The sequence below is a fragment of the Corynebacterium faecium genome (assembly GCF_027257105.1).
GTDB lineage: Bacteria > Actinomycetota > Actinomycetes > Mycobacteriales > Mycobacteriaceae > Corynebacterium > Corynebacterium lehmanniae.
In genome coordinates this window covers 277,229-299,781 of sequence record NZ_JAPYJX010000001.1, presented here as the reverse complement: position 1 = coordinate 299,781, position 22,553 = coordinate 277,229, and the positions used below count along the sequence as shown (strand labels likewise).

Sequence of the window (22,553 nt, the reverse complement as noted above, 5' to 3'; positions counted from 1 at the left end):
TCGCCGGTATCAACCGGCGGGCGGGGGTTTCGCGTGTTTGGGGTGCGGTAAAGTAACCCACCATGCTGCCCACTTCCCGCATTCTTTCCGTGTTGCTCGCCGGCGTCGGTGCTGCACTGGTGGTGGCGGGGCTGTTGGCGCCGAACGTGCTGCTTTCCGGCAACCGCCTGCCGTTGGCGCTGGGGGAGGCCACGTGGACCATCACGGACCCGAACGGCACCCGCGACGGCGAGGCGGCGCCGGTGACGCGCCAGCTGCACGTGGAGATCCAGGAGCCGTCCGATTCCGACACGGCGAGCGTGCGCGTGGGCGACACGCTGCGGGCGGGCGAGTCCGGCTCGGACTTCAATGACCTGCTCACGGCGTCGACGTGGTCGTTCGCGGTGGACCGCGTCACGGGTGCCGCGACAGGGCCGGCGGAGGCGCTTTTGGTCATGGGCATGCCCGCAACGCAATTGCCTATCGACGGCGCGTGGCTGACCTTCCCCGCCCCCGCGACACAGGACACCGTGGAGGTCTTCGACCCGGTGCTGCGCGGCGCCGCGCCGGCAGAGTTTGACGGCGAAGAAGAAATCGCCGGGCGCACGGTGTACCGCTACGCCCAGCACATCGAGCCGACGAATGTGGCCATGCGCTACGCGGACCCGCGAAACACGCTCACGCTCGAGGGCGAAAATGGCGAGCCGCAGCGCACTTTCCTGCACCACGCCGCCGACCGCGAGATCCTGGTGGACCAGGAAACCGGCGTGGTCGTGGGCATCGACGAGAAGGTGGACGACTACTACGCAGACGCGGAGGGCACCGGGGTGCGGAATATGGTCACCTATGACGGGGTGATGGACCGGCAGGACGTCGAGAAGCTTGTGCAGAAGGTTGCTGACGCGCAGACCGTCGCGGCGGACCGCGGGCTGTGGCGCGTGCTGGCTTGGGTTGGTGCAGCGTTGACCCTTGCGGGCCTGGCGGGCGCGCTGCGGCCGGGGCGTGCGGCGCGTCGCGATTGACCGCGCGCGGTTGGCGGGTGGTAGGCTTCCGGCAGCAACCGCACGAGGCGCCCAGACGGCATCGGGCAGACCGGCGGAAGTGATGGCGGGGGCCTTTACAAACGGGGGAGATTACTCTATGGTTGTTCTTTGCGCTGGAAGCCGTCTCCAGTACGCATAGAGAGCCTTGTGCAGCGGGATTGAGAAAACCCGATTTGACAAGGTGATTTTGTTGTCTCTGGGGGCGGGTCTTCCGAAGCAGACCGAATGCTAACTTATCCTGCGGAAACGCCACTGGGCCGCGAAGCCAGACGCGGTGCGGTGAGCCTCCGCCAGAGGTGCTGGAAGGACCCAACTTGGCAGTCTCAGACCAGACCATGAACATGGCTGATATCCCCGGGGCTCCCGAACGTTACTCGTTCGCGAAGATTAATGAGCCGATCACCGTCCCGGGGCTTCTTGATGTGCAGCTCGAATCGTTTGCGTGGCTCGTCGGCACGCAAGAGTGGCGCGAGCGCGAGCAGGCCAACCGCGGCGACGATGCACGCATCACGTCCGGCCTGGAGGACATCCTCGACGAGATCTCCCCGATCGAGGACTACTCCGGCAACATGAGCCTGACGCTGTCCGAGCCGCGTTTCGAAGACGTGAAGTACACGATCGACGAGTGCAAGGACAAGGACATCAACTACTCCGCGCCGCTGTACGTGACCGCGGAGTTCATTAACAACGACACGCAGGAGATCAAGTCCCAGACCGTGTTCATCGGCGACTTCCCGTTGATGACGGACAAGGGCACCTTCATCGTCAACGGCACTGAGCGTGTCGTCGTCTCGCAGCTGGTGCGCTCCCCGGGCGTGTACTTCGACGAGACCATCGACAAGTCCACGGAGCGCCCGCTGCACTCCGTGAAGGTCATCCCGTCGCGCGGCGCGTGGCTGGAGTTCGACGTGGACAAGCGCGACACCGTCGGCGTGCGCATCGACCGCAAGCGCCGCCAGCCGGTCACCGTGCTGCTGAAGGCCCTGGGCTGGACCACCGAGCAGATCACGGAGCGCTTCGGCTTCTCCGAGATCATGATGTCCACCCTGGAAAACGACGGTGTGTCCAACACCGACGAAGCACTGCTGGAGATTTACCGCAAGCAGCGCCCGGGCGAGCAGCCGACGCGCGACCTGGCGCAATCCCTGCTGGAGAACTCCTTCTTCAAGGCCAAGCGCTACGACCTCGCGCGCGTAGGCCGCTACAAGGTCAACCGCAAGCTCGGCCTGGGCGGCGACCACGACGGTCTGATGACGCTGACCGAAGAGGACATCGCCACCACGCTTGAGTACCTCGTGCGCCTGCACGCCGGCGAGACCGAGATGACCTCCCCGGAGGGCGAGATCATCCCGATCAACACCGACGACATCGACCACTTTGGCAACCGCCGCCTGCGAACCGTGGGCGAGCTGATCCAGAACCAGGTCCGCGTCGGCCTGTCCCGCATGGAGCGCGTCGTTCGCGAGCGCATGACCACCCAGGACGCGGAGTCCATCACCCCGACGTCCCTGATCAACGTGCGCCCGGTCTCCGCCGCGATCCGTGAGTTCTTCGGCACCTCCCAGCTGTCGCAGTTCATGGACCAGAACAACTCCCTGTCCGGCCTGACCCACAAGCGCCGCCTGTCCGCGCTTGGCCCGGGCGGCCTGTCGCGCGAGCGCGCCGGCATCGAGGTGCGAGACGTGCACCCGTCCCACTACGGCCGCATGTGCCCGATTGAGACCCCGGAAGGCCCGAACATCGGCCTGATCGGCGCGCTGGCGTCCTACGCCCGCGTCAACCCGTTCGGCTTCATTGAGACGCCGTACCAGAAGGTCAACGACGGCAAGCTGACCGACCAGATCGACTACCTCACCGCCGACGAGGAGGACCGCTACGCCATCGCACAGGCGGCCACCCCGATGGACAAGGACGGCAACCTCACCGGTGAGCGCATCGAGGTCCGCCTCAAGGAAGGCGACATCGGCGTCGTCGGCCCGCAGGGCGTGGACTACCTGGACATCTCCCCGCGCCAGATGGTCTCCGTCGCAACCGCGATGATTCCGTTCCTGGAGCACGACGACGCGAACCGCGCGCTGATGGGCGCCAACATGCAGAAGCAGGCCGTGCCGCTGCTGCGCGCCGAGTCCGCCTACGTGGCCACCGGCATGGAGCAGCGCGCCGCCTACGACGCTGGCGACACCGTCATCTCCAAGAAGGCCGGCGTGATTGAGAACGTCACCGGCGACTTCATCACCGTCATGGACGATGAGGGCGGCCGCGACACCTACATGCTGCGCACCTTCGAGCGCACCAACCAGGGCACCTGCTACAACCAGACCCCGATCGTCTCCGCGGGTGACCGCGTCGAGGCCGGCCAGGTCATCGCAGACGGCCCGGGCACCAAGAACGGCGAGATGGCGCTCGGCCGCAACCTGCTGGTCGCGTTCATGCCGTGGGAAGGCCACAACTACGAGGACGCCATCATCCTCAACCAGCGCGTGGTGGAGGAGGACATCCTCACCTCCGTGCACATTGAGGAGCACGAGATCGACGCCCGCGACACCAAGCTGGGCGCCGAGGAGATCACCCGCGAGATCCCGAATGTCTCCGAGGACGTGCTCAAGGACCTCGACGAGCGTGGCATCATCCGCATCGGCGCGGACGTGCGCGACGGCGACATCCTCGTTGGCAAGGTCACCCCGAAGGGCGAGACCGAGCTGACCCCGGAGGAGCGCCTGCTGCGCGCCATCTTCGGCGAGAAGGCCCGCGAGGTTCGCGACACCTCCCTGAAGGTGCCGCACGGCGAGCAGGGCAAGGTCATTGCTGTGCGCCGCTTCTCCCGCGAGGACGACGACGATCTGTCCCCGGGTGTCAACGAGATGATCCGCGTGTACGTGGCTCAGAAGCGCAAGATCCAGGACGGCGACAAGATGGCCGGCCGCCACGGCAACAAGGGTGTCGTGGGCAAGATCCTGCCGCAGGAAGACATGCCGTTCATGGCTGACGGCACCCCGGTGGACATCATCCTGAACACTCACGGTGTGCCGCGCCGTATGAACATCGGCCAGGTCCTGGAGATCCACCTGGGCTGGCTGGCCAAGGCCGGCTGGACCGTCAACCCGGACGACCCGGCAAACGCCAAGCTGCTGGAGACTCTGCCGGAGCACCTCTACGACGTGCCGGCTGATTCGCTCACCGCAACCCCGGTGTTCGACGGCGCCACCAACGACGAGATCGCAGGCCTTTTGGCAAACTCCAAGCCGAACCGCGACGGCGACGTCATGGTCGATGGCGAGGGCAAGACCACCCTGTTCGACGGCCGTTCCGGCGAGCCGTACAAGTACCCGGTTTCCGTCGGCTACATGTACATGCTCAAGCTGCACCACCTGGTGGACGAGAAGATCCACGCCCGTTCCACCGGCCCGTACTCCATGATTACGCAGCAGCCGCTGGGCGGTAAGGCCCAGTTCGGCGGCCAGCGCTTCGGCGAGATGGAGGTGTGGGCGATGCAGGCATACGGCGCCGCTTACACCCTGCAGGAGCTTCTGACCATCAAGTCGGATGACGTGGTGGGCCGCGTGAAGGTCTACGAGGCGATTGTCAAGGGTGACAACATCCCAGATCCGGGCATTCCGGAGTCCTTCAAGGTGCTGCTCAAGGAGCTGCAGTCCCTGTGCCTGAACGTGGAGGTCCTCTCCACCGACGGCACCCCGATGGAGCTCGACGGCGACGACGACGAGTTCGATCAGGCCGGCTCCTCGCTTGGCATCAACCTTTCCCGTGACGAGGGTGCAGCGGCGGACACCGCCTAAGCGCCAGGTAGCCGTCGTAAAGCTTTTGATTTTCGACGGCACGACGAACGAACAGCACACATCTAGAAGAAAAGGAATTTTTACGTGTTTGACGTAAACCTCTTCGACGAGCTTCGCATCGGCCTGGCCACCGCCGACGACATCCGCCGTTGGTCCCACGGCGAGGTGAAGAAGCCCGAGACCATTAACTACCGCACGCTCAAGCCGGAGAAGGACGGCCTGTTCTGCGAGCGCATCTTCGGCCCGACCCGCGACTGGGAGTGCGCCTGCGGCAAGTACAAGCGCGTCCGCTACAAGGGCATCATCTGCGAGCGCTGCGGCGTCGAGGTGACCAAGTCCAAGGTGCGCCGCGAGCGCATGGGCCACATCGAGCTGGCCGCTCCGGTGACCCACATCTGGTACTTCAAGGGCGTTCCGTCCCGCTTGGGCTACCTGCTGGACCTGGCGCCGAAGGACCTCGAGCGCATCATCTACTTCGCGGCGAACATCATCACCTCCGTTGACGAGGAGGCGCGCCACAACGACATGTCCACCCTCGAGGCGGAGATGTTGATGGAGAAGAAGGATGTCGAGGACGACACCAACTCCGAGATCGCGGACCGCGCGCAGAAGCTGGAGGAGGACCTCGCAGAGCTCGAGGCTTCCGGCGCGACCGCCGCTGCCCGCAAGAAGGTGCAGAACGCTGCCGACAAGGAGATGCAGCACCTGCGCGAGGCCGGTGAGCGCGAGGTTGAGCGCCTCGACGAGATCTGGACCACCTTCCAGAAGCTCGCGCCGAAGCAGATGATCATCGACGAGAATCTCTACGAGGAGCTCGTTGACCGCTACGAGGACTACTTCACCGGCGGTATGGGCGCGGAGGCGATCCAGACCCTGATCCGCAACTTCGACCTCGACGCCGAGGCCGAGGAGCTGCGCGGCATCATCGCCGAGGGCAAGGGCCAGAAGAAAGTCCGTGCCCTGAAGCGCCTGCGTGTCGTCGCCGCGTTCCAGCGCTCCGGCAACGACCCGGCCGGCATGATCCTGGACGCGATCCCGGTGATCCCGCCGGAGCTGCGCCCGATGGTCCAGCTCGACGGTGGCCGCTTCGCCACCTCCGACTTGAACGACCTGTACCGCCGCGTGATCAACCGCAACAACCGTTTGAAGCGCATGATCGACCTGGGTGCGCCCGAGATCATCGTGAACAACGAGAAGCGCATGCTGCAGGAGTCCGTTGACGCACTGTTCGACAACGGCCGCCGCGGCCGCCCGGTCACCGGCCCGGGCACCCGCCCGCTGAAGTCCCTGTCCGACCTGCTCAAGGGCAAGCAGGGCCGCTTCCGCCAGAACCTGCTGGGCAAGCGCGTGGACTACTCCGGCCGTTCCGTGATTATCGTCGGCCCGCAGCTGAAGCTGCACGAGTGCGGTCTGCCGAAGCGTATGGCGCTGGAGCTGTTCAAGCCGTTCGTGATGAAGCGCCTGGTGGACAACGACTACGCGCAGAACATCAAGTCCGCCAAGCGCATGGTGGAGCGTCAGCGCCCCGAGGTGTGGGACGTGCTGGAAGAGGCGATTTCGGAGCACCCGGTGCTGCTCAACCGCGCACCGACGCTGCACCGCCTGGGCATCCAGGCCTTCGAGCCGAAGCTGGTCGAGGGTAAGGCCATCCAGCTGCACCCGCTGGCATGTGAGGCGTTCAACGCCGACTTCGACGGCGACCAGATGGCAGTCCACCTGCCGCTGTCCGCTGAGGCGCAGGCTGAGGCCCGCGTGCTCATGCTGTCGTCGAACAACATCCTGTCCCCGGCGTCCGGCAAGCCGCTGGCGATGCCGCGCCTGGACATGGTCACCGGCCTGTACTTCCTGACCATGCTCAAGGGCCCGCAGGAGATCGGCGGCGAGGGTGCGTACGCACCTGCCGACGAAAACGGTCCGGCCCGCGGCGTCTACTCGTCCTACCGCGAGGCCATCATGGCCTACGACCTGGGCGTGCTGGGCCTGCAGGCCCCGATCAAGGTCCGCATCGACCACCTGCGTCCGACCCCGGAGATCGAGGCGGAGCAGTTCCCGGACGGCTGGGAAAAGGGTCAGGCTTGGATGACGGACACCACCCTGGGTCGCATCATGTTCAACGAGCTTTTGCCGTTCAACTTCCCGTACCAGGAAGGTGCCATGGTCCGTAAGGGCGGTGGCGGCGGCAAGGTGCTGCTGGGCGACATCATCCAGTCCATGGTTGAGAAGTACCCGATGATCACCGTCGCGCAGGTGCTGGACAAGATGAAGGACGCCGGCTTCTACTGGGCGACGCGTTCCGGCGTGACCATCTCCATGGCCGACGTGCTCATCCTCCCGAACAAGACCGAGGTCCTCGAGCAGTACGAGAAGGAAGCCGAGGCCATCGAGCGCAAGTTCTGGGAGAAGGGTGCGCTGACCGAGGAGAACCGCTACGACCGCCTGGTCGAGCTGTGGCAGGACGCCACCAACAAGGTGGGCCAGGCCGTGGAGGACCTGTACCCGGACGACAACCCGATTCCGATGATCGTGAAGTCCGGTGCTGCCGGTAACATGCGCCAGATCTGGACCCTGGCTGGCATGAAGGGCATGGTCGTGAACTCGCGTGGTGAGTACATCACCCGCCCGATCAAGACCTCCTTCCGCGAGGGCCTGTCCGTGATGGAGTACTTCAACAACTCCCACGGTTCCCGTAAGGGGCTGGCCGATACCGCGCTTCGTACCGCGGACTCCGGCTACCTCACCCGTCGTCTGGTGGACGTGGCGCAGGACGTCATCGTCCGCGAGGAGGACTGCGGCACCCGCCAGGGCGTCAAGGTTCCGGTTGCGGTCGAGTCCGGCGGTTCGTTCGCGCGCCACGACCTGGTCGAGACCTCCGTGTCCGGCCGCGTCCTGGCTGCCGACGTCAAGGGTGCCGACGACAAGGTCATCGCCGAGGCCGGCACCGAGCTGACTGAAGAGCGTATCGACGAGCTCGTGGCCGCCGGTGTCACCGAGATCAAGGTCCGTTCCGTGCTGACCTGCCAGACCCCGACCGGTGTCTGCGCCAAGTGCTACGGCAAGTCCATGGCGTCCGGCCAGCTCGTGGACATCGGCGAGGCTGTCGGCATCGTGGCTGCGCAGTCCATTGGTGAGCCGGGTACGCAGCTGACCATGCGTACCTTCCACCAGGGCGGCGTCGGCGGCGACATCACCGGCGGTCTGCCGCGTGTGCAGGAGCTGTTCGAGGCCCGTGTGCCGAAGAACCGTGCCCCGATCGCATCCGTGGCGGGCACCATCTCGCTCGAGGACGAGGGCAACTTCTGGACCCTGACCATCCACCCGGACGACGGCTCCGACGTGGTGGTCTACGAGAAGCTGTCCAAGCGCCAGGGCCTGGCCCAGGTGCGCCGCCCGATGGAGTCCAACCCGGAGGCCATGATCGAGCGCGGCCTGCGCGAGGGCGACCACGTCGAGGTGGGCGAGCGTCTGCTCCGCGGCGCTGCCGACCCGCACGACGTGCTCGAGGTCCTCGGCCGCCGCGGTGTAGAAAAGCACCTGATCGACGAGGTCCAGGCTGTGTACCGCACCCAGGGTGTGTCCATCCACGACAAACACATCGAGATCATCATCCGCCAGATGCTGCGCCGCGGCACCGTCATCGACTCGGGTTCCACCGAGTTCCTGCCGGGCACCTTGGTGGATCTGTCCGAGGCACGCCAGGTCAACGCCGCAGCTGTGGCGGACGGCGGCGAGCCGGCGGAGATGCGCTCCGAGATCATGGGCATCACCAAGGCCTCGCTGGCCACGGAGTCCTGGCTGTCGGCGGCCTCCTTCCAGGAGACCACCCGCGTGCTCACGGACGCCGCGATCAACAAGCGCTCCGACAAGCTGATCGGCCTGAAGGAGAACGTGATCATCGGCAAGCTGATCCCGGCCGGTACGGGCATTTCCCGTTACCGCAACATCCAGGTCAAGCCGACCGAAGCGGCACGCTCCGCGGCGTACTCCATCCCGACGTTCGGCGACTCCATCTACGGCGACGAGGGCTACGGCGAGTTCACCGGCGCCTCGGTCCCGATGGACGAGTTCGGCTTCGAGGAGCTGTAACACGAGGCCCAGCATTCTGGCTTAGCTAGGTCTGCGTGAAAAGCGCCCGGCTTCCCCGCGAAAGGGGAGGCCGGGCGTTTTGCTTTTCGACGCCTCGTCCTACCGGACCCGGGCGCCACGGGCCGCGCGCGTGATGCCCACGCCGCCCATCAGGGCGAGGCCGCGGACACGGATCACGGGCGCGTCGGCAGGCAGCTGCGCGACGGGGACGGTGCAGGACGGGTGGTCTTCGATGCCGAAGCCGCCCATGATGCCGATGCCGTCGTCGATCACGCGGACGTCGTCGGGCACGATGATGTCGATGCCGCCCATGATCGCCACGGCGTTGACCGTGGTTTCGTGGGCGGCGAACCGGGCTTCGCGCAGGTCGAGTGCGTTGCCGCCCATCAGGGTGAGGGAGGTGTGTGTCGGCGCCATGAGCCACTGGCCGGTGCGTTCGGACCCGCCCATGACTGACAGCGTGAATGCGGAACCGCCGCTTTCGCCTGTGACCAGCGCGTGGGATGGGGCAACTTCCCGGTCCGGGCGTTTGGCGGGCGAGAGGTCCTCCACCAGGCCGGGAAGTTCGTCGGCGTAGGTGGCGGCGTAGAGGGCGCGGGAGCGTTCGTCGAACTCGGCCATGGAGATCTGTCCGTCGGCGAAAGCGTCTTGGAGGTGTTTGGCGGCGGTGTCGCGCTCAGCGTCGGAGGCGCGTTTGCGGGGCGGGGTGGGGTTGTCCATAACTTGGACAGTAGTTGCCGAAGACGGCGTCGGCAGGCGAAAGGCACGCGAATATTGCCGCATTCTGCTTAGATTCCACGTGTGAGCGAAAAGTCGGCGAAGCACCAGCCCGTGCGGGGGTTGGCGAAGTCGGTCGCGGCGGACATCGGGACGAGGACGAACGCGACCGTCGCGGGCTTGCTTGCGCTCGCCGGCGTGACAGGGCTGGCCGGCGGGTTCGAGGAGGCGGCGCCCGAGCAAGTCGTCACCGCCACCGAGACGGCGGAGCCGCAGGAGCTGGACGTTTCGCCGTTGACCGTCCAGGTGCAACGCACCTACGTCCTCGACGGCGCGCGGGTGGTGCACATGCGGCTGACCAACACCGCTGAGCGGCCCATCTACGCGGTGCAGTGGCACCAGGCGTTTGATCTGGAGGATTCAGCGTCGGAGGAGCAGCCGAAGTTCCAAAAGATCGACGCGCGCCTCACCAGCGACGAGGACTTCGAGAGCGTCCCGCTGCCGGACAACCAGCTGCTAAACCCCGGCGTGCCGCAGGACATCGCCCTCGTGTTCAGCGGCGAAGACGCCGGCGACACGCTGGTGGTGTGGTCGATGGAGTACCGCAAGTCCTTCCTGGACGGCGACAAAACCTGGTTTGCCAAAGAGCGCGTGGCGGAGGTGGAGCTGCGATGAATTTCCGCAGGGTGTGGACCACCGCCGCGGCACTCGCGTTGCTTGTGCTGGGCATGCAGCTTCGCGACGTGCTGCCCAACGCCGCCGACCGCGCCGCCGCAAGCTTCGACTACGACAGCTCCGCCCCGGTCATCGGCGACGTGGATGACGTTCAAGTCACCGTGGCGGAGACCTTCAACGGCACTGCCTCCAACGCCGCGTGGGTGGTGGTGGACTACCAGTTCACCCAGGACCAGGAGGTGTTGCTTGGCGCGGAGATTGAGGCGGCCGGCGGGAACCTCTACGCGCCGGAGAACACCCCGGGCAACGCGTGCGAGTTGACCTACCCGGGGCTGCGCAGCCCCTGCACGCTGGTGTTTGAGATGCCGGAGGATGAGGTCGAAGCCGCCACGCTGTATTTCTATGTGGGCAACCGGATGGGCCCGCGCGTGGTGGTGCAGCTGCCGGAGACGCAGCGGCAATCCCGGGTGACCCGTGAGGCGGTGTGGTTGTGAGGAAGCTCTGGTGGGCAAGCGCGCCCGTGGCCGCCGGGCTGATGCTCGCTGCATCGTCCCAGCCCTACTTCAGCCTGGTCAGGCCGTGGACGTGGTCCCAGGAGCAGGTCATTGAGGCGGGGTCCGCGGGCAGTTTCGACCTACCGATTGCGGATTTCGACGGCGCACGGCACCAGGCCGACATCGAGGTGCTCGGCTTCCAGTCGGTGGAGGACGAAAGCCAGATCGGCCTGCACTCCCCGGAGGGATTCACCATCTGGGCGGTGTTGACGCAGTGGCACGCGCCGGCGGAGTCGGTGCTGGAGAACTGCCGCATGTGGGTGACCGGCTCGGACGGCAAGGAGTATCTGCGCAAGGACGGGCTGTTCGGCACGCCCATCGACGACTTCAGCGCCCTGCACGCCTGCACCCCGCCGGGGGAGGCCGGCCCCGTGGTCCGGGTGGACGAGATCGGTTCCACCGGGCAGCACCTCGAGCCGGGTGATCCGCGCCCGGACGAGTGGCGCAAGGTCACCCCGCTGGCGCTGCCGGACGGCGTGCAACCGGTCAAGCTGCATATCGGGTGGGACTTTCCCCACTACGCCACGGTGGTGCTGCCGGAGCCGAAGGTCTACGTGGATTCCCCTTCTTTCGGCGAGTAGCTGTGCCGCAGGAAGAAGTCCAGGCCTGAGGCGATTAGGCACACCACCACCAGCAGGTACACCGCCCGTGCGACCACCAGCAGGTAGTTGAGGACCTGTTCCGCGGCCATCTTGCTGTCCACCGGGCCGATGAGGGTGCGCCCAAGCTCGACCACGCCAAGCTCGACGCTGGTGGCCAGCATGAACACGATGCAGAAGATGGTCATGGGCACCAGCCCCGCCCGCGCAAGGGTGCGCAGCCCTTTGAGCGTCGCCTTGATGGGCCCGACCACGGGCTGCAGCGCCTCGTCGACCGCATGCTTGGCCTCGTTGTGGGCGGCGGCCTGCATGCGTTTGCGGATGCTTACCGACGCCCCCTCCGGCGCCTCCTCGACCTTCGCATCTTCCGCCTTCTTGGCGGCGAGCGTGGTGCCGAAGACCACGGCGCCGAGCGTCAGCCAAGCTATCGGGACGGTCACCAACTGGTTCAGAGCCGGTAACTGGTCGGCGAGCCACGCCCATGCGTCGCCAAGCACGCCGGTGTGCTCCGCGACGTCGGTTTTCAGCTCTTCGTAGCGGTGGTGGGCCGGGGCCAGGCTGCGGCGGGAAAGCGCCCAGTCCCGCACGGCGCTGAGCCGGTTGGTCAAAAACACCGACACTGTGGTCATCCACAGCACTTCTAGGTAGGCGGCGAGATAGGTGAATCCGAGGCCCTTCTCCGCCAGGGCGAAGTAGCCGATGATTTTGCGCAGCACTATGGTGGCGGCGATCAGGCCGATCAGGGCGGCGGTGTCGTCGATAAATGCGCGCGTGAAGTCCGCTTCGAAGCCTTGGTTGAAGTACTCGTCGTAGGTGGTGGCGCGGCGGAACGCGGCGAGGTCCTCTTTGAGCAGGCCGTGGGTGGAGTACACCGTGAGGAAGCTGATCAGCATGCCTCCGGCGGAAAGCAGGCGAACGCGGGAAGAACCGTCCTTGCGGTCCGGAAACGTCGCCGCGAGGAACGGCAGCGAGGGGCGCACAAGCCACAGCGAGAAGATGATGGACAGCATCACCATCAGCGGCGCCAGCGGCATGACAAGGCTGGCGGCGAGGCTGCTGAATGTGGAGAGCCACACCGCCAGCCAAATCACGGCCTGGCGCCCGGCAAGGCCGAGGCATACCGCTGTGACCAGCTGCGGCAGGTGGCGAAACAGCAGACCCGCCGCGCGTGCCGGGATCACCGCGGACTCAACAGCAACGTCGCGCAGCGACTGGGAGACACCCGTCCAAGGAGCCATGGCAGCAGTGTAACCGGGCAACCGCGGACACGCAGTTTGCTTTGCGACGTTCCTTCGGTGTACCTTTAGCGAGGTTTCGCCCGTATCTTGCGGCGCGAAGTACTCGAACTCCATGCGACTCGTTCACACGGTAGTTCATGCAATCGGCAGGGCCCCGAAGAAGAGCCCCCATTTTTGCATGTATGGCCGGGTGTGGGCGGGACGCGCTAACAGAAAGAGCGTGAATGCCTACTATTCAGCAGCTGGTCCGCAAGGGCCGCCACGATAAGTCCACCAAGGTGGCGACCGCTGCGCTGAAGGGTTCCCCGCAGCGCCGCGGCGTGTGCACCCGCGTGTACACCACCACTCCGAAGAAGCCGAACTCTGCGCTGCGTAAGGTCGCCCGTGTGCGCCTGACCTCCGGCATCGAGGTTTCCGCATACATCCCGGGCGAGGGCCACAACCTGCAGGAGCACTCCATGGTGCTCGTGCGCGGCGGTCGTGTGAAGGACCTGCCGGGTGTGCGCTACAAGATCGTCCGCGGCGCTCTGGATACCCAGGGTGTGAAGGACCGCAAGCAGGCTCGCTCCCGTTACGGCGCGAAGAAGGGACAGTAAACAATGCGTAAGCAGCAAGCACCGAAGCGTCCCGTAGTCAAGGATCCGGTTTACAACTCCGAGCTGGTCACCATGCTGGTGAACAAGATCCTGCAGGACGGCAAGAAGTCCACCGCAGAGCGCATCGTTTACGGCGCGCTCGAGCAGTGCCGTGAGAAGACCGGCACCGACCCGGTTGGCACCCTGGAGAAGGCCATCGGCAACATCCGCCCGGACCTCGAGGTTCGCTCCCGCCGTGTCGGTGGCGCGACCTACCAGGTCCCGGTCGACGTCAAGCCGGCCCGCTCCACCACCCTCGCACTGCGTTGGCTGGTCACCTTCACCCGTCAGCGCCGCGAGAACTCCATGATGGAGCGCCTCGCCAACGAGATCCTGGATGCTTCCAACGGTCTCGGCGCCTCCGTGAAGCGCCGCGAGGACACCCACAAGATGGCCGAGGCCAACCGCGCCTTCGCCCACTACCGCTGGTAGTCGCTGGAGCAAGGCGAAGCATGGAAACCCGGAAACTGCATACCCGCTTCCTAGGGAAGCGAGCTGGTGCGTTTCCGGGTTTTTCCAGCTGAGTCGGACCTCACGCTGCCACTTCCGCGATGTAGTGGCAGAATTGACAAAGGACAACTGACCGACATAGGCGCCGACAGGCGTCGACGACTTCAAAGTTGGGGTATTTAACGTGGCACAAGAAGTGCTTAAGGATCTGAACAAGGTCCGCAACATCGGCATCATGGCCCACATTGACGCCGGTAAGACCACCACGACCGAGCGCATCCTCTTCTACACGGGCATCAACCGCAAGGTTGGCGAGACCCACGATGGCGGCGCCACCACTGACTGGATGGAGCAGGAGAAGGAGCGCGGCATCACCATTACGTCCGCTGCTGTGACCTGTTTCTGGAACAACAACCAGATCAACATCATCGACACCCCGGGTCACGTGGACTTCACCGTCGAGGTGGAGCGCTCCCTGCGCGTGCTGGACGGCGCTGTTGCCGTGTTCGACGGCAAGGAGGGCGTGGAGCCGCAGTCCGAGCAGGTGTGGCGCCAGGCCGCGAAGTACGACGTTCCGCGTATCTGCTTTGTCAACAAGATGGACAAGCTGGGCGCTGACTTCTACTACACCGTCGGCACCATCGTCGACCGCCTCGGTGCGAAGCCGTTGGTTATGCAGCTGCCGATCGGTGCTGAGGACGACTTCGACGGCGTCGTTGACCTCATCGACATGAAGGCCCTGCTGTGGCCGGGCAAGGTCGAGACCGGCACCCCGCCGCAGATCCAGGAGATCCCGGAGGATCTCAGGGAGAAGGCTGAGGAGTACCGCGAGAAGCTGCTCGAGACCGTCGCAGAGTCCGACGAGGAGCTCATGGAGAAGTACTTCGGCGGCGAGGAGCTGACGAAGGAAGAGATCCAGGCAGCCATCCGCAAGATGACCATCGCCTCCGAGATTTACCCGGTGTTCTGCGGCACCGCATACCGCAACAAGGGCATCGAGCCGATCCTCGACGCTGTCGTCGCATACCTGCCGAGCCCGATCGACATCGGCGACGTCCACGGCACCTCCGTCGACGGTGAAGAGGAGCTGACCCGTAAGCCGTCCGTCGAGGAGCCCTTCTCCGCTCTGGCGTTCAAGATTGCCGTCCACCCGTTCTTCGGCAAGCTCACCTACGTGCGCGTCTACTCCGGCCAGGCCATTCCGGGCGAGCAGATGCTCAACTCCACGAAGTCCAAGAAGGAGCGCGTGGGCAAGCTCTTCCAGATGCACGCGAACAAGGAGAACCCGGTCGAGCACGCCGACGCCGGCAACATCTACGCGTTCATCGGCCTGAAGGAAACCACCACGGGCGACACCTTGTGCAACCCGGATCACCCGATCATCCTCGAGTCCATGGACTTCCCGGACCCGGTGATCCAGGTGGCCATCGAGCCGAAGACCAAGGCTGACCAGGAGAAGCTGGGCACCGCTATCCAGAAGCTCGCTGAAGAGGACCCGACCTTCACCGTCCAGCTGGACGAGGAGACCGGCCAGACCGTCATCGGCGGCATGGGCGAGCTGCACCTCGACGTCCTGGTGGACCGCATGAAGCGCGAGTTCAAGGTCGAGGCGAACATCGGTTCCCCGCAGGTTGCGTACCGCGAGACCATCCGCAAGAAGGTGGAGTCCCTGGACTACACCCACAAGAAGCAGACCGGTGGTTCCGGCCAGTTCGCGAAGGTCATCGTCACCATCGAGCCGTACTCCCCGGACCCGGAGGAGCTGGAAGAGGGCGAGTCCGCTTCCTACAAGTTCGAGAATGCCGTCACCGGTGGCCGCGTGCCGAAGGAGTACATCCCGTCCGTGGACGCTGGTATCCAGGACGCGATGCAGTACGGCTTCCTCGCCGGCTACCCGCTGGTGAACATCAAGGCCACGCTTGAGGACGGCGCTTACCACGACGTCGACTCCTCGGAAATGGCGTTCAAGCTCGCTGGCTCCCAGGTGCTGAAGGAAGCTGTCGCCAAGGCGAAGCCGGTCCTGCTCGAGCCGGTCATGGCCGTCGAGGTTGTGACCCCGGAGGAGTACATGGGCACCGTCAACGGTGACATCAGCTCCCGCCGCGGCCAGGTCTTCGCTATGGAGGACCGCTCCGGCGCGAAGGTCGTCAAGGCGAAGGTGCCGCTGTCCGAGATGTTCGGCTACATCGGCGACCTGCGTTCCTCCACCGCCGGCCGCGCGAACTTCACCATGGTGTTCGACTCCTACGCTGAGGTTCCGCAGTCCGTCGCTCAGGAGATCATCGACGAGCGCAACGGTAACAAGTAGTTGCCGCCCGCCCCTCCTCACGGGTCCGCACCGCGTGCCAGCGGTGCGGCGCGGATTCCGCGGAGGCGGGGCGAGAGGGCAGCGGCCGCGCTGAGGTACCGCCCAGGAACAGGACGGTGTCTGAGCCGGCCGTTACCCTCTAGGTCGATCCGGGGGAAACGGCGAGGCCGGTTTGAAAAACGGCCGCTGGAAACCTAGGATCTTGTAACTGGCACATTGTGAAATGGCTCCCGTATCCGTGCCCTGCGCTGGGCGCGGGCCGGGGCGTATGTAAACCACGTGGCTGCGAAGGTCGTAGTCACCATGAAGTCCAGGAGGACAACAGTGGCAAAGGAAAAGTTCGAGCGCTCTAAGCCGCACGTGAACATCGGCACCATCGGTCACGTCGACCACGGCAAGACCACCACCACCGCCGCTATCACCAAGGTGCTGGCTGACGCTTACCCGGAGGAGAACAAGGCTTTCGCTTTCGACTCCATCGATAAGGCTCCGGAGGAGCGCGAGCGTGGCATCACCATCAACATCTCCCACGTGGAGTACAACACCCCGAAGCGCCACTACGCTCACGTGGACGCCCCGGGCCACGCCGACTACATCAAGAACATGATTACCGGCGCTGCTCAGATGGACGGCGCAATCCTCGTGGTTGCTGCTACCGACGGCCCGATGCCGCAGACCCGCGAGCACGTGCTGCTCGCTCGCCAGGTCGGCGTTCCGTACATCCTCGTCGCTCTGAACAAGTGCGACATGGTCGACGATGAGGAAATCATCGAGCTCGTCGAGATGGAGGTCCGCGAGCTGCTGGCCGAGCAGGAGTACGACGAGGACGCTCCGATCGTCCACATCTCCGCTCTGAAGGCTCTCGAGGGCGACGAGAAGTGGGTTCAGTCCGTGCTGGACCTCATGCAGGCTTGCGACGATGCCATCCCGGATCCGGAGCGCGAGACCGACAAGCCGTTCCTGATGCCGATCGAGGACATCTTCACCATTTCCGGCCGCGGCACCGTGGTTACCGGTCGTGTGGAGCGTGGCGTACTCAACCTCAACGACGAGGTGGAGATCATCGGTATCCGCGAGAAGTCCCAGAAGACCACCGTCACCTCCATCGAGATGTTCAACAAGCTTCTCGACACCGCTGAGGCTGGCGACAACGCAGCTCTGCTGCTCCGTGGCCTGAAGCGCGAGGACGTCGAGCGTGGCCAGGTTGTCATCCACCCGGGCGCTTACACCCCGCACTCCAAGTTCGAGGGTTCCGTCTACGTCCTGTCCAAGGACGAGGGTGGCCGCCACACCCCGTTCTTCGACAACTACCGTCCGCAGTTCTACTTCCGCACGACCGACGTCACCGGCGTTGTGAAGCTGCCGGAGGGCACCGAGATGGTCATGCCGGGCGACAACGTCGAGATGTCCGTCGAGCTGATCCAGTCGGTCGCTATGGACGAGGGCCTGCGCTTCGCTATCCGCGAGGGCTCCCGCACCGTCGGCGCTGGCCGCGTCACCAAGATCCTGGACTAATTCCAGACCTGGTGTAACCAGCTGACGTAAAAGCCGTCTTCCCCGCCGGGGAAGGCGGCTTTTCGCATGCGCTAGGCTCTCATGCGTGCACGACCCCACCCGAATCCCACGCCTGACCCAGGCGCTGCAGCGTGCCTGGGAGGGCCAGCCGGACCTGAACTTCGCCCAGCTCATCGGCGTGCTGCAAAACCGCGGCCTAGGGTGGGGCACAACCGACGACGAGACCATGGAGCTCTTTGCAGCGATGGAGCGCGAGCACCCCTCGCTTATCGACGCCACCGCCGGCCCCCACACCATCACCACCCTCAACCCGCCACACCTGGTGACCATCACGGGCGGCTATGTGGTGGTGCGCAGCGGCATCGATCCCGAACGTATGCCATCTGTGTGGCGGATGGGCGGGATGCGCAAGACCGGCCCCGGTCTCCCGTTGGTTGTCTCTGACGAGGAAGGCGTGGAGCACCGCCTGGGGATTGTGTCGTTGGTGGAGCGGATTGCGGGGGAACCGGAGGCGTCGATAAGCATCGCGCAATCGGCGGTGGGCAGTAGGCGCTGGCTGGTCCAGTTCAGCGACGGCGCGCGAGCCGTGGTGGGGCAGCGCATCCGCCTCTGGCGGGTAGACGGGCGGGCAGTGGACACCAAACGTATCGCCTGGAGCGAGATTCTGCGCTGCGAACCTGGTGCGGAGATGGAAATAGCCCCAGCGGGCGGCGGGATGCCGGTCTCGCTGGGGCTGGTGCAGCTCGTGCTGGAGTTGGAACGCTAGGCGGTAACCCGATCCAGCTGGAGCTTCCACACCGAGTCAATGTCCATGGTGTGGTTGGCCATGCGGAAGTCCTGATCCGCGGCCTCGATGATGCGCACGGCATCATCGAGCGGGTACTCCGGGTTGGCAAAGACGGTGAACGTCGCGGTCGGGCGCTGGCCCACCATCGCCACCTTGCTGGACGCGCGACGGATCTCGTTGGCATGCTCCAGGGAGGAGCACGCTGCCTCGGCAACCCGCTGGACGTTGATGACAGTCTCGCCGTGCTCCGGATCCGCAGGCAGGATGCCACGGTTCGAAAACGCGCGGGACCGGATGTTCGCCAGCAGGATCCACAGGCCTAGGATTGCCGCCACGACAGCGCCGATGATCAGCGCGGTGATGTAGTGGTCCTGGTAGGCCAAGTCGATCAGGCGGGTGCGGTCGAGGTAGTCGGCCGCGTCGACGAGGTAGGGGATCTGCCAGTACTCGGCGACTGGGAAAAGGCCAGCGGCGATCAACAGCAAACTGAGCAGGAAGAGCACTAGGCGGTTGAAGAAGCTGAGTGTCTTCGTCATCGCGTCACCTCCGGGGTCGTCGTGGTGGTGGGCGCGGACTCCGTAGTGGTCTGGGGCGCGCCTGAACGCTGGGCAGTCGATTGCTGCGTAGCAGGGCTGGGCAGCAACTTCACCGACACAGCCGGCGGTGTCTGCAGGGCATGGAACTCACCGTTCAAGGATTGGGTGATGCGCTCCTGCATGGCGGCGCCGGATCCGTCGTCGACTACTTGCACCCTCACAGACTTGCGGTTCGCCTTCGTGCTCACCTGTTCGCCGCCGAGGTCCCCGCGGGTGGTGAACGTGGCCTTGCGGGCGATGTCCACCGGGCGGGTCCAAATGGAGGCGGGGGAGTTCACCCGCACGTAGCCGTGCGGGCGCGGCTTGAACGTGAAGAACAACAGGATCAGGCCGAGCAGCACGAGAATGATGCCCACGACAACTGCCGTCACATCGGCCTCAAAGGAACCGAGGAAGTCCCAGGTGCGGCCCAGCCAGGAGTCCGACGGGGCCTCGTCGCCGTAGAAGTGGTACCACAGGTCGCGCGCCGCGACGCCAGCCAGCGCGAGCAGCAGCAGGCTAATCAGCACCGCGAACCAGCGCGAGGCCGGGTTGCCCAGCGGCTCGTCGCCCGGGTGCGGGCCCACTGCTTGAGCTGGGGGTGCGGTGTTAGCGGGAGCGGTCATAGTACTTCACCACCGGTTCAATCGTGATCTGCTTAAGCGGCTTCGGCGCGGGCGCCGTGGGTACCACTACCGGCTGTGGCGCAGGTGCGGAGGAAATCGGGGCGCGCGCCACCGGCTCCACCACGATGGGCTTGAGCGGCGGGCGGTTGACCGTGATCTCCTTCAGCGGAGCGCGGCGCGGCAGCGGCACCTTGCGGGGCTGGGCGAAACGCTGGACGTCCACAGGCTTGAGCGCCTGCAGTGGGGGCAGCTGCGGATGGCGGGCGACAAGCTCGTTCGCCTGCGGCGACCACGGCTGCACCGGTTCCGGCGGGAACGGGACCCGCGCCTCCGTCGGAGAGGTGTGGATGGCAGCGAGGCGCTGCGGCTCCGGCACCTCGGGAGAGAACGTGCGCACTGGCTCCGGGGTCTCCGGAGTAAACGTGCGCACCGGCTCCGGCTGATCCGGGTGCTCCACCTCGATGGGGGCGGGGACGACCACATCCCGCATGTCTTCGACGAGCGAGCGCGCCTCGATCGGCATGAGCTGCTCGAGCGGCTTGGTCACGGGGTGCTCCACGCGGGTCTGGGAGACCTCGATGGGGGTCGGGATCACGAAGGCTTCGTGCTCCGCCACCTGGTCCCAGGTCACGCGGCCGGTGTCGGGGAGGGTTTCCACATTGGCCACTGTGACCTTCACGCGCGAGACGTCCAGGCCCACCATCGTGCGGATGTGCGCGATGATGGTTGCGCGCACAGCGTCGGTGATGGCAGCTACCGGGGCGGGGTAGGAGGTGGCAATCTCGGTGTCCACCGCCACTGTGCCCGTCGCCTGGTCCAGCCGGGCGTGGATGCGCGGGAAGCTGCGTCCCGCGAGCCCGGCCAGCTTTGCGTCGATGGTCCGGCATCCCGGCACCGCCGCAGCTGCCACCTCAGCGACGCGCTCGATGGTGCGCTCACTGACGTGGTAGAAGGAATTATCCATTAGCTTCGGCCTCTGCCGGTGCCGTTACTCAGGGCCGCGGACAGGTCCAGACGGCCGTCGAGCTGGGCCCCGACAACCCCGCCGATGATGGTGAACAGCAGCAGCCAGAGCAGGCCCGGCCAGCCGCCGAAGGTGACAAAGAAGGCGACAACGATACCGATCACGATGCCGGTCAGCGCCTTGTTAGCAAAAAGATTCATAATAAAACCACGTTTCGGGTTATGAGGTTGGGGCGGGCAGCGCAGCGGCGGGAACCGCTACTGCGCGTCGCCTGCGACAACGTCCACGAACTCCGCGTCGGATGCGCCGAGCACTGCAGTGCGGACATCCTCGGCTACGTCCTGCACCTTCCGGCCGGAGGCGACATCGAAGACGAAGTGCACTTCGAAGCCGTTTCGGCCGTCCCGCGTCACGGCTTTCACGCCTTCGATGCGGGTGTTGGGCAGGTAGGTCGCGATCTCGCCGACGCGGCCGCCGTGCAATGCGGCGACCCCGTCGACAGCGACGGCGGCATCGCGGACGCCCTCCGCAACCTCGCGGCTAACGGGGGTGTAGGCCATGGCTTACTGGTTGATCGGCTGGTTGACAGCCTGGTAGTTCGCGTTGGTGTCCTCGAGCTGCTCGGCGCCCTCCTGCTCCGGCAGGTGCACGTCGTGCACGGTGACGTCCACGCGGTCCACGATCAGGCCGGTCATGCGGGTGATGGCGACGGTGACGTTCTCGCGGATAGCGTTAGCCAGCTCGTGGATGGCCACGCCGTACTCGGCGATGATGGCGACGGCGACGGAAGCGTGGCCGTCCTCGACCGCCACGTTGACGCCCTGCTGGACGTTGGTGGAGGAGGTCAGGGACTCGCGCACAGCGCCCCACATGCGGGCAGCGCCGCCGCCCAGGTTGTTCACACCGGAGACCTCACGGGCAGCGATGCCTGCGATCTTGCCCACAACGTTGTCGTCGATGACGGTGGAGCCGTGCTCGGTCTCCAGGTTCTCGTTGCGCGGGCGGACCTGCTCCGGCTCCACTGCGGTAGAGGAGGAAGCCGGGGTGTTAGCGCCGGTGGTCTTTGCGGTGTTTGCAGAGGTCTCGTTAACGTTCTTGTCGGCCATGACGGTCCTTTCAATCTGTAAATACTGTGCATCCGTGACCTCCGGATGTGAGGCGCACGGTCTGGAAATAAAGGGTACACAGATCTAATCGCTCGGGCTGGGGTGAGGAGAAGGTGATACCAAGTTGCAATATTCGTGGGCTCGCCGGAGGTTCGTCGTGAAGCGGGGCTTGTGCTTCCTGCAACCTTGTGTTTTAATACCCGGGTTGCCTTGACATGGGCCGGGCGAAACCGGCCGGTGGCCAGGCAAGCATGACACCTTCCAACCGGAAGAAACCGGAGAAGGGCCATGGCAAATTCACAGCGGCAGTACGCAAGGGTCACGCGCCCTTCCGAGTCTGACACCCAGGCATGTGCTTATGGACGGGCACGCCTTGGCGGAAGCACTGAAACAGCATGAATTTGCTCGGTCACCTTCCGGACGTGTCATGGCAGTCAGAAACGACACTGGCGTTGAGCCAAGGGCCCAGCCCGGACAACGTTATAGAGAAACTAGAAGCTACAAACCCCACCGCTTCGCCCGTTTCTCACTCCGTTCGAAATGAGCGGGAGAGAATAAGGACGAACGTGGGGATGCGAGGAAGAGGTAAGCGTGGCGGGACAGAAGATCCGCATCAGGCTCAAGGCTTACGACCACGAGGCGATCGACGCATCCGCGAAGAAGATCGTCGAGACGGTCACCCGCACGGGTGCCCGCGTCGTGGGCCCGGTGCCGTTGCCCACCCAGAAGAACGTGTACGCCGTTATTCGTTCTCCCCACAAGTACAAGGATTCTCGCGAGCACTTCGAGATGCGCACTCACAAGCGCCTCATCGACATTCTCGACCCGACGCCCAAGACGGTGGACGCGCTCATGCGCATCGACCTGCCAGCAAGCGTCGACGTGAACATCCAGTAGAGCAATCC

General features: G+C 65.2%; 20 protein-coding genes. 12 read left to right on the top strand and 8 right to left on the bottom strand.

Going from position 1 to position 22,553, the window contains the following annotated elements; all coding sequences use genetic code 11:
* The first annotated feature begins 62 nt into the window (after positions 1–62).
* The 3 genes from pgfA to O5O53_RS01520 all read left to right on the top strand — a co-directional run bounded on the left by pgfA (position 63) and on the right by O5O53_RS01520 (position 8,899).
* Positions 63–1,001, top strand: coding sequence for a cell envelope lipid trafficking protein PgfA (gene pgfA, locus O5O53_RS01530; protein WP_269508407.1), 939 nt, complete (start codon positions 63–65; stop codon positions 999–1,001).
* 317 nt (positions 1,002–1,318) lie between these two features.
* The gene (gene rpoB, locus O5O53_RS01525; protein ID WP_269508405.1) at positions 1,319–4,816 is read left to right on the top strand and encodes a DNA-directed RNA polymerase subunit beta; all 3,498 of its coding nucleotides are present in this window, start codon (positions 1,319–1,321) and stop codon (positions 4,814–4,816) included.
* Positions 4,817–4,900: 84 nt separating this feature from the next.
* Positions 4,901–8,899: a DNA-directed RNA polymerase subunit beta' gene (locus tag O5O53_RS01520; protein WP_181889777.1), complete on the top strand. Its 3,999-nt coding sequence runs from the start codon at positions 4,901–4,903 to the stop codon at positions 8,897–8,899.
* 99 nt (positions 8,900–8,998) lie between these two features.
* On the opposite strand, the gene O5O53_RS01515 is transcribed toward O5O53_RS01520, so the two are convergent.
* Positions 8,999–9,619, bottom strand: a complete 621-nt coding sequence (locus tag O5O53_RS01515) for a DUF1707 SHOCT-like domain-containing protein (RefSeq protein WP_269508403.1) — start codon at positions 9,617–9,619, stop codon at positions 8,999–9,001.
* 81 nt (positions 9,620–9,700) lie between these two features.
* Here O5O53_RS01515 and O5O53_RS01510 point away from each other — a divergent pair, with 81 nt between their 5' ends.
* The 3 genes from O5O53_RS01510 to O5O53_RS01500 are packed head-to-tail and all read left to right on the top strand — an operon-like array spanning position 9,701 to position 11,426.
* Entirely contained in the window at positions 9,701–10,291 is a 591-nt protein-coding gene (locus O5O53_RS01510) for a hypothetical protein (protein ID WP_181889779.1), read from the top strand.
* Positions 10,288–10,785 (top strand): hypothetical protein, encoded by a 498-nt coding sequence (locus O5O53_RS01505; protein ID WP_269508402.1) that lies wholly within the window; start codon positions 10,288–10,290, stop codon positions 10,783–10,785. The genes O5O53_RS01510 and O5O53_RS01505 overlap by 4 nt, the downstream gene beginning before the upstream one ends.
* The gene (locus tag O5O53_RS01500) at positions 10,782–11,426 is read left to right on the top strand and encodes a hypothetical protein (RefSeq protein WP_269508399.1); all 645 of its coding nucleotides are present in this window, start codon (positions 10,782–10,784) and stop codon (positions 11,424–11,426) included. Before O5O53_RS01505 ends, O5O53_RS01500 begins: the two co-directional genes overlap by 4 nt.
* Here O5O53_RS01500 and O5O53_RS01495 read toward each other — a convergent pair.
* Positions 11,396–12,682: a hypothetical protein gene (locus tag O5O53_RS01495; protein WP_269508397.1), complete on the bottom strand. Its 1,287-nt coding sequence runs from the start codon at positions 12,680–12,682 to the stop codon at positions 11,396–11,398. The genes O5O53_RS01500 and O5O53_RS01495 overlap by 31 nt on opposite strands.
* Positions 12,683–12,906: 224 nt before the next feature.
* Here O5O53_RS01495 and rpsL point away from each other — a divergent pair, with 224 nt between their 5' ends.
* From rpsL to O5O53_RS01470, 5 genes are all read left to right on the top strand, one after another.
* Positions 12,907–13,278, top strand: a complete 372-nt coding sequence (rpsL, locus tag O5O53_RS01490; RefSeq protein WP_034997208.1) for a 30S ribosomal protein S12 — start codon at positions 12,907–12,909, stop codon at positions 13,276–13,278.
* A 3-nt stretch (positions 13,279–13,281) separates the two neighbouring features.
* On the top strand, positions 13,282–13,749 hold the full coding sequence (gene rpsG, locus O5O53_RS01485; RefSeq protein WP_085956818.1) for a 30S ribosomal protein S7: 468 nt from the start codon (positions 13,282–13,284) through the stop codon (positions 13,747–13,749).
* 202 nt (positions 13,750–13,951) lie between these two features.
* Entirely contained in the window at positions 13,952–16,075 is a 2,124-nt protein-coding gene (fusA, locus tag O5O53_RS01480; protein ID WP_269508395.1) for an elongation factor G, read from the top strand.
* Between the two features lie 324 nt (positions 16,076–16,399).
* Positions 16,400–17,590 (top strand): elongation factor Tu, encoded by a 1,191-nt coding sequence (gene tuf / locus O5O53_RS01475; RefSeq protein WP_269508393.1) that lies wholly within the window; start codon positions 16,400–16,402, stop codon positions 17,588–17,590.
* A gap of 85 nt (positions 17,591–17,675) precedes the next feature.
* Positions 17,676–18,356 carry a hypothetical protein gene (locus O5O53_RS01470; RefSeq protein WP_194989435.1) on the top strand — a complete coding sequence of 227 codons (681 nt, stop codon included), beginning with the start codon at positions 17,676–17,678 and terminating at the stop codon, positions 18,354–18,356.
* On the opposite strand, the gene O5O53_RS01465 is transcribed toward O5O53_RS01470, so the two are convergent.
* From O5O53_RS01465 to O5O53_RS01440, 6 genes are read right to left on the bottom strand one after another with little or no spacing between them, the layout of a single operon-like run.
* Positions 18,353–18,913 carry a hypothetical protein gene (locus O5O53_RS01465; protein ID WP_269508390.1) on the bottom strand — a complete coding sequence of 187 codons (561 nt, stop codon included), beginning with the start codon at positions 18,911–18,913 and terminating at the stop codon, positions 18,353–18,355. The two genes, O5O53_RS01470 and O5O53_RS01465, sit on opposite strands and share 4 nt — an antisense overlap.
* The gene (locus O5O53_RS01460; protein ID WP_269508387.1) at positions 18,910–19,578 is read right to left on the bottom strand and encodes a hypothetical protein; all 669 of its coding nucleotides are present in this window, start codon (positions 19,576–19,578) and stop codon (positions 18,910–18,912) included. The genes O5O53_RS01465 and O5O53_RS01460 overlap by 4 nt, the downstream gene beginning before the upstream one ends.
* Entirely contained in the window at positions 19,562–20,542 is a 981-nt protein-coding gene (locus tag O5O53_RS01455) for an Asp23/Gls24 family envelope stress response protein (RefSeq protein ID WP_269508383.1), read from the bottom strand. The genes O5O53_RS01460 and O5O53_RS01455 overlap by 17 nt, the downstream gene beginning before the upstream one ends.
* Positions 20,542–20,742 (bottom strand): hypothetical protein, encoded by a 201-nt coding sequence (locus tag O5O53_RS01450; RefSeq protein WP_194989439.1) that lies wholly within the window; start codon positions 20,740–20,742, stop codon positions 20,542–20,544. The genes O5O53_RS01455 and O5O53_RS01450 overlap by 1 nt, the downstream gene beginning before the upstream one ends.
* 57 nt (positions 20,743–20,799) lie before the next feature.
* Positions 20,800–21,102: a hypothetical protein gene (locus tag O5O53_RS01445; RefSeq protein ID WP_269508380.1), complete on the bottom strand. Its 303-nt coding sequence runs from the start codon at positions 21,100–21,102 to the stop codon at positions 20,800–20,802.
* A 3-nt stretch (positions 21,103–21,105) separates the two neighbouring features.
* Positions 21,106–21,648 (bottom strand): Asp23/Gls24 family envelope stress response protein, encoded by a 543-nt coding sequence (locus O5O53_RS01440; protein WP_181889791.1) that lies wholly within the window; start codon positions 21,646–21,648, stop codon positions 21,106–21,108.
* A gap of 591 nt (positions 21,649–22,239) precedes the next feature.
* Here O5O53_RS01440 and rpsJ point away from each other — a divergent pair.
* The gene (rpsJ, locus tag O5O53_RS01435; RefSeq protein ID WP_034997227.1) at positions 22,240–22,545 is read left to right on the top strand and encodes a 30S ribosomal protein S10; all 306 of its coding nucleotides are present in this window, start codon (positions 22,240–22,242) and stop codon (positions 22,543–22,545) included.
* The last annotated feature ends 8 nt before the right edge of the window (positions 22,546–22,553 follow it).

Excerpts from the sequence above, each read along its gene's own strand:
- pgfA (WP_269508407.1), top strand. The coding sequence starts at position 63 with ATGCTGCCCACTTCCCGCATTCTTTCCGTGTTGCTCGCCGGCGTCGGT.
- O5O53_RS01515 (WP_269508403.1), bottom strand. The coding sequence starts at position 9,619 with ATGGACAACCCCACCCCGCCCCGCAAACGCGCCTCCGACGCTGAGCGC.
- O5O53_RS01505 (WP_269508402.1), top strand. The coding sequence starts at position 10,288 with ATGAATTTCCGCAGGGTGTGGACCACCGCCGCGGCACTCGCGTTGCTT.
- O5O53_RS01495 (WP_269508397.1), bottom strand. The coding sequence starts at position 12,682 with ATGGCTCCTTGGACGGGTGTCTCCCAGTCGCTGCGCGACGTTGCTGTT.
- rpsL (WP_034997208.1), top strand. The coding sequence starts at position 12,907 with ATGCCTACTATTCAGCAGCTGGTCCGCAAGGGCCGCCACGATAAGTCC.
- rpsG (WP_085956818.1), top strand. The coding sequence starts at position 13,282 with ATGCGTAAGCAGCAAGCACCGAAGCGTCCCGTAGTCAAGGATCCGGTT.
- O5O53_RS01465 (WP_269508390.1), bottom strand. The coding sequence starts at position 18,913 with ATGACGAAGACACTCAGCTTCTTCAACCGCCTAGTGCTCTTCCTGCTC.
- O5O53_RS01460 (WP_269508387.1), bottom strand. The coding sequence starts at position 19,578 with ATGACCGCTCCCGCTAACACCGCACCCCCAGCTCAAGCAGTGGGCCCG.
- O5O53_RS01455 (WP_269508383.1), bottom strand. The coding sequence starts at position 20,542 with ATGGATAATTCCTTCTACCACGTCAGTGAGCGCACCATCGAGCGCGTC.
- O5O53_RS01450 (WP_194989439.1), bottom strand. The coding sequence starts at position 20,742 with ATGAATCTTTTTGCTAACAAGGCGCTGACCGGCATCGTGATCGGTATC.
- O5O53_RS01445 (WP_269508380.1), bottom strand. The coding sequence starts at position 21,102 with ATGGCCTACACCCCCGTTAGCCGCGAGGTTGCGGAGGGCGTCCGCGAT.
- O5O53_RS01440 (WP_181889791.1), bottom strand. The coding sequence starts at position 21,648 with ATGGCCGACAAGAACGTTAACGAGACCTCTGCAAACACCGCAAAGACC.